The following is an 11659-nucleotide window of genomic DNA, read 5'->3' as shown; positions in this document are numbered from 1 at the left end:
GATCACGGGTACGCACCCGCGATCCGGCCCCGGCCCTTTCGCTGCCTCCGGTCAGTCCGCCCGGCTGGACGACCCCGACCCCGAGCCCGAACCCGAGCCCGAGCCCACCAGCTCCGGCTCCTGACGCGGCGCCGGCGCGGCAGCCGACGGCACGACCGGTGCGGCCGGCTCCAACGACTGCGGCGGCCAGCGGCGGTTCATCGCCTTGGTCAGATTGCGGCCGAGCTTCTGGAACGGCACCTCCACCAGGCGGTACACCACCCAGCAGACCAGCAGCAGCACCGCGACGTACCCGGCCACCCACGACCACTTCTCGGCGGACGGCATCGCAGCCAGCTTGGCCCAGTAGTAGTTGCTGTCCCAGCCGAGCCGCCACAGCAGGAACTTCTTGACCGGCCAGTGCAGCAGGTACACCGAGAAGCTCACCGCGCCGAGCCAGGTCATGAAGCGCGGCAGCCGCCGGTTGCGCAGCAGGAAGAAGAGCCCGAACGACGCCCACGCCGCGACGTAGGCGTTGGTCCACGCCTGCCAGGTGAAGGTCGAGGTCGCGCGCCCCATCGCGTCGCGGTTGTACATCCACCCGACCATGGCACCCGCCACCACCACGAAGGCGACACACAGCCAGGCCTCGATGCGCTGGATCTGCCCGTGCTGCGCCCGGTAGACGACCGTGCCCGCGAACATCGTCGCGAGGATGGTGAAGGTCTCGTACGCGGGGTCCCGGCCGTTGGTGAAGATCAGCAGCAGGCCGAGCCCGCCCAGCAGCAGACCGCCGGTCCGGGCCAGCGACGCGTTGCCGCTGACCATGCAGAGCACGCCCATGACCACGACGACCACGGCGGCGGCCACGAGGTGCTGGAGCTCCGGCAGGGTGTGGGTCAGGCTGTACGAGGGGATCCAGACGCCCAGGACGAGGGCGATCGCCCCGGCCGCGACCGCGATCGACGTGCTGCGCTTGTGCCAGGCGACCGTGAACAGGCTGCTGACGAAGAAGTAAAAAAGCATCTCGTAGGTGAGGGTCCACGAGATGCCGAGCGCGTTCACCACGCCCAGCATGTCCGACAGCATCAGGCCGTTGCCCGCCAGCCAGAGCTTGTCGTGGTGGTAGCCGTCGAAGGTGAGCACCTGGTACGCCGGCGGCAGGATGAACTCGGCGAGGAGCATGCTCACGATCAGCGCCGGGTAGATCCGGAAGACCCGGCTGATCCAGAACGCCCGGACGTCACCGCGCCGCTCCAGCGAGGCCGGGATGATGTACCCGCTGACGATGAAGAACGCGATGACGCCGTAGAAGCCGAGGTCGAAGTGGGCGGCGATCTCGCCGCCGTTCGGTATCAGCCTCATGATCTCGAAGTGGTGGGCCGCCACGGCCAGCGCCGCGATCCCGCGCAGCGCGTCCAGCCAGCCGAGCCTGCTCGTCTTCGCGGCCGCACGTTCGGCACGGCGCGCCTTGTATGCCCCCCACCGAGGCAGCGATCTGATTGTCGTCACGCGCTGGAGGGTAGCCCATTCGGACACAACCCTTTCACGACCCTTGATCGTCTTCTGTACGGGCTCCGGCGCCCTCCGACGGCCGACCACGGACACCACCGTGCCGGCACTCGCACCGGCACTCGCGTCAGAGGCCGGTGTCGAAAACGGCCGGGCTCAGTCCCGGGTCATGTCCACGAAGCGCGAGTAGTGGCCCTGGAAGGCGACGGTGATGGTGGCCGTCGGGCCGTTACGGTGCTTGGCGACGATCAGGTCGGCCTCGCCCGCGCGCGGGGACTCCTTCTCGTAGGCGTCCTCACGGTGCAGCAGGATGACCATGTCGGCGTCCTGCTCGATCGAGCCGGACTCGCGCAGGTCGGAGACCATCGGCCGCTTGTCGGTGCGCTGTTCGGGACCACGGTTCAGCTGGGACAGCGCGATCACCGGCACCTCCAGCTCCTTGGCCAGCAGCTTCAGGTTTCGCGACATGTCCGAGACCTCCTGCTGACGGTTCTCGGCCCGGCGGGAGCCGCCGGACTGCATCAGCTGGAGGTAGTCGATGACGATCAGCTTGATGTCGTTGCGCTGCTTGAGCCGGCGGCACTTGGCCCGGATCTCCATCATCGACAGGTTCGGCGAGTCGTCGATGAACAGCGGCGCCTCGCTGACGTCCGGCATGCGCCGGGCGACCCGCGTCCAGTCGTCGTCCGTCATGTTCCCGGAGCGCATGTGGTGCAGCGCCACCCGGGCCTCGGCGGAGAGCAGGCGCATCGCGATCTCGTTGCGCCCCATTTCGAGCGAGAAGATCACGCTCGGCAGCTTGTTGTGGATCGAGCACGCCCGGGCGAAGTCCAGCGCGAGCGTGGACTTGCCCATCGCGGGGCGGGCCGCGATGACGATCATCTGGCCGGGGTGCAGGCCGTTGGTGAGCTGGTCGAAGTCGGCGAAGCCGGTCGGGACGCCGGACATCTGGCCGTTGCGCGAGCCGATCGCCTCGATCTCGTCGAGGGCGCCCTCCATGATGTCGGCGAGCGGGGCGTAGTCCTCGTTGGTGCGCTGCTCGGTGACGGCGTAGATCTCCGCCTGGGCCGCGTTGACGATCTCGTCGACGTCGCCCTCGGCCGCGTAGCCCATGCCCGCGATGCGGGTGCCGGCCTCGACCAGGCGGCGCAGGACGGCGCGCTCGTGGACGATCTGGGCGTAGTACTCGGCGTTCGCCGCGGTCGGGACGGAGTTGACCAGGGTGTGCAGGTAGGGGGCGCCGCCGACGCGCTGGAGCTCGCCGCGCTTGGTGAGCTCGCCGGCCACGGTGATCGGGTCGGCCGGCTCGCCGCGGGCGTACAGGTCGAGGATCGCGCCGTGGATCATCTCGTGCGCGGGCCGGTAGTAGTCGGCCGGCTTGAGCACCTCGACGACGTCGGCGATCGCGTCCTTGGACAGCAGCATGCCGCCGAGGACGGACTGCTCGGCCGCGAGGTCCTGCGGGGGGACGCGCTCGAAGCCGTCGGAGCCGCCCTGGCCCTCGTCGTCGCGGCGGTCGCGGCGCTCGCCCTTGCCGTTCTGGAAGCCGCCGCCCTTCTGGGAGCCCTTCTGGAAGCCGTCGCCCTGGCCGCCACCGCGACCCCGCGAGACCGGGAGGCGGTCGCCGGGCCCGTCCGGGAACGGTGCGTCGTCGAACGCGCCGGCCGGGAAGGGGTCCTCGGCGGTCTGCCAGTCGTCCTCCGGCGGCGGGGCGTCGTGGTCGTCGTACTGGGGGCCGGTCACGCGTGTTCCCCGATCAGCGAGTGGTGCGAGTTGGAGCGGAGCCGCTCCTCTTTGTACGCCACGGGGCCGACAAAACGGACGCCGGGGCGGGTGGGAGTGTCGGGCGGAGAGCCCACGCTAAGGGGCCGGACGCCCTTCAGCCAACACGGTTATCCACAGGGGGTGTGGACGAGCGGCCCTGGGCTGTGGAGAACTGCCGCAAAGCTGTGGACGCCCCTGTGGAAGGCCCTGTGGATAACCGGACTATCGATCCCACGTCAACTCTCTGACCTGGAGTTACCTCTTCCGGGGTCTGTGCATGAGAAATTCTTCACACACCACCGGATGGCTGTGGGCACCGAGCCCGCCGAGTACGTCACTCAAGAGTTCGAGTAATAGTCGTAGACCACTAGCAGTCGTTACCTGTGGATGAGTAACCTGGAGCCCATGACCGCCGCCACCACCACCGGGCCCTCCAGACGCCGGCACGACCGCGAGATCCTCGCCCTCGCCGTCCCCGCCTTCGGCGCGCTCGTCGCCGAACCGCTCTTCCTGATGGCCGACTCGGCGATCGTCGGCCACCTCGGCACCCCCCAGCTGGCCGGCGTCGGCGTCGCCGCCACCGCGCTCTCCACCGCCACCGGCGTGTTCGTCTTCCTCGCCTACGCCACCACCGCCGCCGTGGCCCGCCGGATCGGCGCCGGGGACCGCCGGGCCGCCGTCCAGCAGGGCATCGACGGCATCTGGCTCGCCCTGGGCCTGTCCGTCGCGGTGGTAGCGCTCACCCTCCTGCTGGCCCCCTGGGCCGCGGACGTCCTCGGTGCCTCGCAGACGGCCGCGCCCTACGCGGTGACGTACCTGCGGATCAGCTCCCTCGGCAGCCCCGCGATGCTCATGGTGATGGCCGCCACCGGCGTGCTGCGCGGCCTCCAGGACACCCGCACACCGCTCGTCGTCGCCGTCGCGGGCTTCACCGCCAACATCGGCCTGAACGCCGGCCTGGTGTACGGCGCCGGGCTCGGCGTGGCCGGCTCGGCCTGGGGCACCGTGCTGGCGCAGACCGGGATGGCCGCCGTCTACGTGGTCGTGGTGGTCCGCGGCGCCCGCCGGGAGCGGGCCTCGCTGCGTCCGGACCCGGCCGGCATCCGGGCGAGCGCCAGGGCGGGCGGTCCGCTGCTGGTCCGGACGGTGAGCCTGCGGGCCGTGCTGATGATCGCCACCGCGGTGGCCGCCCGGCTCGGCGACACCCAGGTGGCCGCGCACCAGATCGCCATGACGCTGTTCAGCTTCCTGGCCTTCGCGCTGGACGCGATCGCGATCGCCGGCCAGGCGATCATCGGCCGCTACCTGGGCGCCTCGGACGTCCCGGGGGCCAAGGCGGCCACCCGCCGGATGGTCGAGTGGGGCATCGGCTCCGGCGTGGTGCTGGGCCTCCTGGTCGTGGTGGCCCGTCCGCTGTACGTCCCGCTGTTCACGCCCGATCCGGCGGTGCAGGCGCAGTTGCACACCGCGCTGCTGCTGCTCGCGCTCACCCAGCCGCTGTCCGGCCTGGTGTTCGTGCTGGACGGGGTGCTGATGGGCGCCGGGGACGGCCCGTACCTCGCGTGGGCGATGCTCGCGACCCTGGCGGTGTTCGCGCCGGCGGCCCTCGCGGTGCCGGCGACGGGCACCGGGCTGGCCGGGCTGTGGTGGGCGATGAACCTGTTCATGCTGGTCCGCGCCGCGTTCATGGCCGGGCGCGCCCGCAGCGGCCGGTGGCTGGTGACCGGGGCGGTCCGGGGCTGAGCCCGGGCCCGGGAAAGCGCCGAGGGCCGGACTCCGCGGAGGAGTCCGGCCCTCGGGCCACTGCTATGCGGTTCAGGCAGCCACGACGGCGACGTCGAGGTTGGCCACGACGTCCGAGTGCAGCTTGACCGAGACCTTGTGGGTGCCCACGGTCTTGATCGGCGAGGCGATCGCGACGGCGCGCTTGTCCACGGCCGGGCCGCCGGCGGCCTTGATGGCCTCGACGACGTCGGACTGGGTCACCGAGCCGAACAGACGGCCGGCGTCGCCCGAACGGACGGCCAGCTTGACCTGGACGCCCTCCAGCTTGCCCTTGACCTCGTTGGCGGCCTCGAGGGTCTGGATGGCGTGGATCTTGCGGGCGCGACGGATGGCGTCGACGTCCTTCTGGCCACCCTTGGTCCAGCGGATGGCGAAGCCACGCGGGACCAGGAAGTTGCGGGCGTAGCCGTCCTTGACCTCGACGACCTCGCCGGCGGAGCCGAGACCCGGCACCTCGTGCGTGAGGATGATCTTCATTACTTGGTCACCCTCTCTTAGCGCGCGGTGCTGGTGTAGGGCAGCAGCGCCATCTCACGGCTGTTCTTCACGGCCGTGGCGACGTCACGCTGGTGCTGGGTGCAGTTGCCGGTGACCCGGCGGGCACGGATCTTGCCGCGGTCGGAGATGAACTTCCGCAGCAGGTTCGTGTCCTTGTAGTCAACGTAGTTGACCTTGTCCTTGCAGAAGACGCAAACCTTCTTCTTCGGCTTGCGAGCAGGCGGCTTCGCCATTGTGTGCTCCATTTGGGGTTCACGACCCGGCGGGCGTCCGGGGACGCCTGCGGCCGGGCCGCACGAAATCTGTCAGCTCTTTAGAACGGGGGCTCTTCCGAGAAGCCGCCACCGGACGGGGCACCCCAGCCGCCGCCGCCCTGGTTGCCGCCGGACGGGGCGCTGGAAGCCCACGGGTCGTCGGAGGGGCCGGACTGGCCGCCGGAGTTTCCACCCCAGCCGCCGCCCTGCTGGCCGCCACCGCCGCCCCAGTTGCCGCCGCCGCCCTGGCCGCCCTGCTGGCCGCCGAAGCCGCCACCGGGGCCGCCGGACCGGTTGGCCCGGGTGACCTTGGCAGTCGCCGAGCGCAGGCTCGGGCCGACCTCGTCGACCTCGACCTCGAAGACCGTCCGCTTCTCGCCTTCCTTGGTCTCGTAAGACCGCTGGCGCAGTCGGCCCTGCACGATGACGCGCATGCCGCGCTGGAGCGACTCGGCCACGTTCTCCGCCGGCTGCCGCCACACGTTGCACGTGAGGAAGAGGCTCTCGCCGTCCTTCCACTCGTTCGTCTGGCGGTCGAAGGTGCGAGGGGTGGACGCGATGCGGAACTTCGCGACCGCCGCACCCGACGGGGTGAAGCGCAGCTCGGGGTCGTCGACGAGATTGCCGACGAGGGTGATGACGGTCTCGCCTGCCATGGTGGTGATGACCTCTCGGGAAGATGTCCGTTCACCGCTGTTTCACGTGAAACAACGGTCGCGAGCTACCCGAGACCCGAAGGCCTCAGAGGTGGCTCAGTGGGTGTCCGGGCGCAGGACCTTGGTCCGCAGAACCGACTCGCTCAGGCCCATCTGGCGGTCGAGCTCCTTGACGACCTCAGGCGTGGCCTTGAGGTCGATGACCGAGTAGATGCCCTCGGACTGCTTGTTGATCTCGTAAGCCAGACGGCGACGACCCCAGGTGTCGACCTTCTCCACCTTGCCGCCGGCGTTCCGGACGACGGTGAGGAAGTTCTCGATCAGGGGGGAGACAGCGCGCTCCTCGACCGAGGGGTCGAGGATGACCATCACCTCGTAGTGACGCATGGGTAACCCACCTCCTTTGGACTCAACGGCCACGGTCTCTCCGTGGCAGGAGGGTTGTGCAGCGTCGGCACCGGAGCGTGTGACGACACCGGCCCACCGTAGCGGCCGGGTCCGACAGTCGGGCCCCGCTCACCCGATCGGGCGGCCGCCCGCAAGAGGGCGCAAGGGGGCACAACTACACCAGTGCAGACGGCACAGCCTACCCGCACCCGGACGGCCGAACAAAACGCATAGGGGTTGTGAGACCCGTCCAACCGCCGCAATCTGGACGGAACGGGATTCCTGCCCGTTCGTCTCCACGCCAGGAGGTGGGACACATGGCACAGTCCGTCCACCGCATGCCCGCCCTCACCCTCAACACCGACGGCCACCCGCACCCGCGGGAGAACACCCTGGTGGCGCTGACCGCGCTGCTGGGCGTCATCTCCTTCACCACGTCGTTCTTCCACAACCTGCACCTGCTGACCTCGTGGACGGGCCTGTTCGGCATCGTCGCCGGGCTCTGGGGCATGTTCGTGTCGGTCACCACCGCCGAGCGCTTCGTCCTGATGATCACGCTCGGCGCCTCCGCCGTCGGCTTCTACCTCGGCATCGCCCGGGGCGGCCTCTGGGGCTGATCCCGGGCCGCACGGCCGGTTCGGACCCCCGTTCCAGGAACCCCCGGCGCCCCCGTCGCGTATCTGCAGGAGACAGGTACGCACGGGGGCGCCGTCACGCCCGCGCCCACGGGCGCCGGTGCCACCGGACGATAAGGTCACCCCGAGAACCCGGGGCCACCACAGCCCGACCGACGAGGAGCACCGAGCATGAGCCTGCGCCTGAGGACGATCACCCGCGAGGAGCACCTCGCCTTCATCAGGAGCCGCGCCTCGGCCAGCCACATGCAGGTGCCGTCCTGGGGCGACGTGAAGGCGGAGTGGCGCTCGGAGTCGATCGGCTGGTTCGACGAGGGCAACCAGCTCGTCGGCGCCGGCCTGGTGCTCTACCGGCAGCTGCCCAAGGTCAAGCGCTACCTGGCCTACCTGCCCGAGGGCCCGGTCATCGACTGGTTCGACCGCGACCTCGACCGCTGGCTCACCCCGATGCTCGCCCACCTCAAGTCGCAGGGCGCGTTCTCGGTGAAGATGGGCCCGCCGGTCGTCATCCGCCGCTGGGACGCCCCCACCATCAAGGAGGCCATCGCCGGCAAGCAGGCCAAGCGCCTGCGCGACATCGAGCCCGACTGGTACGAGCCGCGCGCCTTCGAGGTGGCCGACCGGCTGCGCAAGGCCGGCTGGCTGCAGGGCGAGGACGGCGGCGCCGGCTTCGGCGACGTCCAGCCGCGCTACGTCTTCCAGGTGCCGCTGGCCAACCGCTCGCTGGACGACATCCAGAAGGGCTTCAACCAGCTCTGGCGCCGCAACATCAAGAAGGCCGAGAAGAGCGGCGTCGAGGTGGTCCAGGGCGGCTACGACGAGCTGCCGATCTTCCACCAGCTCTACCTGGTCACCGCCGAGCGCGACAAGTTCACCCCGCGCCCGCTGGCCTACTTCCAGCGCATGTGGAACGCCCTCAACGCCGAGGACCCGAACCGCATGCGGCTCTACATCGCCTACCACGAGGGCGAGCCGCTGGCCTCGACCACGATGCTCGTGGTCGGCGAGCACGTCTGGTACTCCTACGGCGCCTCGGCCAACCACAAGCGCGAGGTCAAGCCGTCGAACGCCATCCAGTGGCGGATGATGCGCGACTCGTACGCGCTGGGCGGCGGCGTGTACGACCTGCGCGGCATCAGCGACACCCTGGACGAGAACGACCACCTGTTCGGCCTCATCCAGTTCAAGGTCGGCACCGGCGGGCAGGCGGCCGAGTACCTCGGCGAGTGGGACTTCCCGCTCAACAAGCTGCTGCACAAGGCCCTCGACCTCTACATGTCCCGCCGCTGAACGTCCCGCCGCCGAGGAGGCTGCCCCGATGACGCTGTCGCTGTACCTCGAGACCGAACGCTGGCGCAACCACCAGCGCTCCGTCCTCGCCGAGTTCCCCGGCCTGGTGCCGGTCGCCAAGGGGAACGGCTACGGCCTGGGCAACCACCGGCTGGCCGAGGAGGCGACGCTGCTCGGCACCGGGGTGCTGGCCGTCGGCACCGCGTACGAGGCGGCCGACGCCGCCGAGTGGTACGGCGGTGAGCTGCTGGTGCTCACCCCGTACCGGGTCGGCGAGGAGGTGCTCCCGCTGCCGCACGCCCGGGTGATCCGGACGGTGGCGAGCGTGGACGCGCTGCGCGCGCTGCACGGCGCCCGGGTGGTCGTGGAGTGCATGACCACCATGCGCCGGCACGGCGTGAGCGCGGCCGACCTGCGGACGGTGGCCGCCGAGCTGGACGGCGTCTCCTTCGAGGGCCTCGCGCTGCACCTGCCGATGGACCGGCCGGACGGCTCCAGCCCGGTCGAGGAGGTCGCGTACTGGGTGGACACCGCCCGGGCGGCCGGGATCCCGGTGCACACCGTGTTCGTCAGCCACCTCGGCTCGGCCGGCATGGACCAGCTGGCCCAGCGCTACCCGGACACCGTCTTCCGCGCCCGGATCGGCACCCGGCTCTGGCTGGGCGACCACGGCGCGCTGGAGGTCCGGGCGACCGTCCTGGACGTCACCCCGGTGAAGAAGGGCGACCGCTACGGCTACCGCCAGCACCCGGCGCCCTCCGACGGCCACATCGTCGTGGTCGCCGGCGGCACCGCGCACGGCATCGGCCTGGAGGCGCCCAAGTACGTGGCGAGCATGGGCGCGCGGGCCAAGGGCATCGCGCGGGCCGGCCTGGCGACCGTCAACAAGACCAAGTCGCCGTTCCACTGGGCCGGCAAGCAGCTCTGGTTCGCCGAGCCGCCGCACATGCAGGTCTCGCTGCTGTTCCTGGACGGCGAGACCAAGCCGCCGGTGATCGGCGACGAGCTCGGCCTCCAGGTCCGGCACACCACGACGCACTTCGACCGCGTCGTGGACCGCTGACGCCCTCCGGCTGACTCCCTCCGGCTGAGGGGGCCTCAAGCCCCAGGCCCCCTCCCGGCTAGCCCTTCTCGGCCGGCTCCGGCAGTTCCGGCTCGACCAGCCACTGCTCGGGGCCGGCCGCCGCGTACTCGGCGTAACTCGCGTCCTCGCGCAGCCGGCGGGCGGCACCGATCACGGCCACGTCGGGGGCCCGGTCGAGCACCCCGCCGGACGGGTCGTCGCTGCCGTCCCAGCGCACCGGGTCGCGGTCCGGCAGCAGGATGTCGCGGATCACCAGGCCGACCAGGTAGAGCATGCCGAGCAGGTGCAGCACGATCGCGAAGTGGTACCAGGCCTCGCCGATGCCGTGCTGCTTGGTCCCGGTGACGAAGCCCAGGTGGGACCAGATGCCCAGGGTGTACAGCACCTCGCAGGCCTGCCAGATCAGGAAGTCCCGCCAGCGCGGCCGGGCCAGCACCGCGAGCGGCAGCAGCCAGAGCGAGTACTGCGGCGAGTACACCTTGTTGACCACGATGAACAGGGCGACCACCAGGAAGGCCAGTTGCGCGAAGCGCGGGCGGCGGGGCGCCGAGAGGCCCAGCCACGCTATGGCGGCGCAGCCCAGCACCATGAGCGCGGCGATGTAGGAGTTGAGGTACTCCAGCCCGGCCCCGCGGTTCTGCATGACGATCAGCCAGAACGAGCCGTAGTCCTCGGCGCGGTGGTTGCTGAAGACGTAGAAGGTCGACCAGCCCTGCCAGTTGGCGACCATGATCGGCAGGTTGACCAGTAGCCAGGCGCCGAGCGCACCGCCGAGCGCCGCGCGGAACTCGCGCCACTTGCCGGCCCGCCAGCACAGCACCAGCAGCGGCCCGAGGAGCAGCAGCGGGTAGAGCTTGGCGGCGGTGGCCAGGCCGATGAACACACCGGCCCAGACCGGCCGGGAGCCCGCCCACCAGGCCATCGCGACGGCGGCCAGCGCGACCGCGAGCAGGTCCCAGTTGACGGTGCCGTTGAGCAGCAGGACGGGTGCGAGCGCGAACAGCATCGCGTCCCACGGGCGGCGCCGGTGGGTGCGCGAGAGCGCCACCGCGGCGACGACGGCGCAGGCCATCAGCAGGCCGGCGTTGATCGCCCAGAACCACTGCTCCTGGTCCTGCTGGCTGCCGCCGCCCGGCGTCAGCCAGGCCGCGATCTGCATGAACAGGCCGGTCAGCACCGGGTACTCCAGGTACTGGAGGTCCCCGGAGGTGCCCGGGATGCGGTCGACGTACGGGTGCAGCCCGGCGGCGAAGCCGCGTCCGGCGAACAGGTGCGGGATGTCGCTGTAGCAGGCGTGGATGTACTGCGGCGAGCCCGCCTGGAACCACGCGTGGCTGTAGCAGGGCGCCTTCTGCACCATGCCGAGCACCGAGACGACGATGACGGCGAGCGCCAGGACGCGCACCGGGATCCACCACGAGACGCCCAGCAGCGCCCGGCGCCCCGGCGGTCCGCCGAAGACCTCGCTGCCGGCCGCCGCCACCGGGTCCTCGTCGGCCGGGACCACCACCGTGTTGGCCGGCGGCCCGGCCGCGGCGACCGGCGCCGGGGCAGGCCCGACGGCGTCGCTGGGCCCGGTCAGGCCGGCGGATTCGTCAGGTGCGCTCGACGTCATGCCGGACATCCTGCCGCACCGGCCCCGCCGGGACGAGGAGGCCCCCACGGCGGGGCCGCCCGGGCCGCGGCGAATCATGACGAAACGGCGGTGGCGGTCCAGAGGAGGGGAGCCCCCACGGCGGTTCCCCGGGCTTCGGGCGGGGTCTCCGAGCCGCCCTGGACCGCCACCGCCGTTTCACCGCTGTCCGGCTCGCTTCG

At 70.9% G+C, this 11659-nt stretch carries 11 protein-coding genes; 4 read left to right on the top strand and 7 right to left on the bottom strand.

Annotated elements, in window-relative coordinates; genetic code table 11:
- Positions 1-51: 51 nt before the first annotated feature.
- Both AB0O00_RS00895 and dnaB read right to left on the bottom strand, forming a co-directional pair.
- The gene (locus tag AB0O00_RS00895) at positions 52-1491 is read right to left on the bottom strand and encodes an acyltransferase (RefSeq protein ID WP_363647669.1); all 1440 of its coding nucleotides are present in this window, start codon (positions 1489-1491) and stop codon (positions 52-54) included.
- A 156-nt stretch (positions 1492-1647) separates the two neighbouring features.
- Positions 1648-3234 (bottom strand): replicative DNA helicase, encoded by a 1587-nt coding sequence (gene dnaB / locus AB0O00_RS00890; protein WP_363647667.1) that lies wholly within the window; start codon positions 3232-3234, stop codon positions 1648-1650.
- A 426-nt stretch (positions 3235-3660) separates the two neighbouring features.
- On the opposite strand from dnaB, the gene AB0O00_RS00885 reads away from it, so the two are divergent.
- The gene (locus AB0O00_RS00885) at positions 3661-4998 is read left to right on the top strand and encodes an MATE family efflux transporter (protein WP_363647665.1); all 1338 of its coding nucleotides are present in this window, start codon (positions 3661-3663) and stop codon (positions 4996-4998) included.
- 72 nt (positions 4999-5070) lie between these two features.
- Here the strand turns inward: AB0O00_RS00885 and rplI are convergent, their stop codons facing one another.
- The 4 genes from rplI to rpsF form a co-directional block, all read right to left on the bottom strand.
- Entirely contained in the window at positions 5071-5517 is a 447-nt protein-coding gene (rplI, locus tag AB0O00_RS00880; RefSeq protein WP_363647663.1) for a 50S ribosomal protein L9, read from the bottom strand.
- Between the two features lie 17 nt (positions 5518-5534).
- Positions 5535-5771, bottom strand: coding sequence for a 30S ribosomal protein S18 (gene rpsR, locus AB0O00_RS00875; protein WP_030304537.1), 237 nt, complete (start codon positions 5769-5771; stop codon positions 5535-5537).
- Positions 5772-5851: 80 nt separating this feature from the next.
- Positions 5852-6448: a single-stranded DNA-binding protein gene (locus AB0O00_RS00870; protein WP_363647661.1), complete on the bottom strand. Its 597-nt coding sequence runs from the start codon at positions 6446-6448 to the stop codon at positions 5852-5854.
- 96 nt (positions 6449-6544) lie between these two features.
- The gene (rpsF, locus tag AB0O00_RS00865) at positions 6545-6835 is read right to left on the bottom strand and encodes a 30S ribosomal protein S6 (RefSeq protein WP_063348486.1); all 291 of its coding nucleotides are present in this window, start codon (positions 6833-6835) and stop codon (positions 6545-6547) included.
- 317 nt (positions 6836-7152) lie between these two features.
- Here rpsF and AB0O00_RS00860 point away from each other — a divergent pair, with 317 nt between their 5' ends.
- The 3 genes from AB0O00_RS00860 (at position 7153) to AB0O00_RS00850 (ending at position 9823) form a co-directional block, all read left to right on the top strand.
- Complete coding sequence (locus AB0O00_RS00860; RefSeq protein WP_363647659.1) at positions 7153-7452, top strand: hypothetical protein; 300 nt, start codon at positions 7153-7155, stop codon at positions 7450-7452.
- A 189-nt stretch (positions 7453-7641) separates the two neighbouring features.
- Positions 7642-8760 carry a peptidoglycan bridge formation glycyltransferase FemA/FemB family protein gene (locus AB0O00_RS00855; protein ID WP_363647657.1) on the top strand — a complete coding sequence of 373 codons (1119 nt, stop codon included), beginning with the start codon at positions 7642-7644 and terminating at the stop codon, positions 8758-8760.
- Positions 8761-8788: 28 nt separating this feature from the next.
- On the top strand, positions 8789-9823 hold the full coding sequence (locus AB0O00_RS00850; RefSeq protein ID WP_363647655.1) for an alanine racemase: 1035 nt from the start codon (positions 8789-8791) through the stop codon (positions 9821-9823).
- A gap of 58 nt (positions 9824-9881) precedes the next feature.
- Here AB0O00_RS00850 and AB0O00_RS00845 read toward each other — a convergent pair whose 3' ends face one another.
- A complete protein-coding gene (locus AB0O00_RS00845; RefSeq protein WP_363647653.1) occupies positions 9882-11459 on the bottom strand; it encodes a glycosyltransferase 87 family protein in 1578 nt (525 codons plus the stop codon).
- Positions 11460-11659: the final 200 nt, after the last annotated feature.

The sequence above is a fragment of the Kitasatospora sp. NPDC093558 genome, assembly GCF_040683475.1.
Taxonomy (GTDB): domain Bacteria; phylum Actinomycetota; class Actinomycetes; order Streptomycetales; family Streptomycetaceae; genus Kitasatospora.
This window is presented reverse-complemented; position numbering and strand designations above follow the sequence as displayed.

Bases quoted from the DNA above. Each gene is read 5' to 3' on its own strand.
- AB0O00_RS00855 (WP_363647657.1), top strand. From the start codon at position 7,642: ATGAGCCTGCGCCTGAGGACGATCACCCGCGAGGAGCACCTCGCCTTC.
- rpsF (WP_063348486.1), bottom strand. From the start codon at position 6,835: ATGCGTCACTACGAGGTGATGGTCATCCTCGACCCCTCGGTCGAGGAG.
- AB0O00_RS00850 (WP_363647655.1), top strand. From the start codon at position 8,789: ATGACGCTGTCGCTGTACCTCGAGACCGAACGCTGGCGCAACCACCAG.
- AB0O00_RS00870 (WP_363647661.1), bottom strand. From the start codon at position 6,448: ATGGCAGGCGAGACCGTCATCACCCTCGTCGGCAATCTCGTCGACGAC.
- AB0O00_RS00885 (WP_363647665.1), top strand. From the start codon at position 3,661: ATGACCGCCGCCACCACCACCGGGCCCTCCAGACGCCGGCACGACCGC.
- AB0O00_RS00860 (WP_363647659.1), top strand. From the start codon at position 7,153: ATGGCACAGTCCGTCCACCGCATGCCCGCCCTCACCCTCAACACCGAC.
- AB0O00_RS00845 (WP_363647653.1), bottom strand. From the start codon at position 11,459: ATGACGTCGAGCGCACCTGACGAATCCGCCGGCCTGACCGGGCCCAGC.
- rplI (WP_363647663.1), bottom strand. From the start codon at position 5,517: ATGAAGATCATCCTCACGCACGAGGTGCCGGGTCTCGGCTCCGCCGGC.
- rpsR (WP_030304537.1), bottom strand. From the start codon at position 5,771: ATGGCGAAGCCGCCTGCTCGCAAGCCGAAGAAGAAGGTTTGCGTCTTC.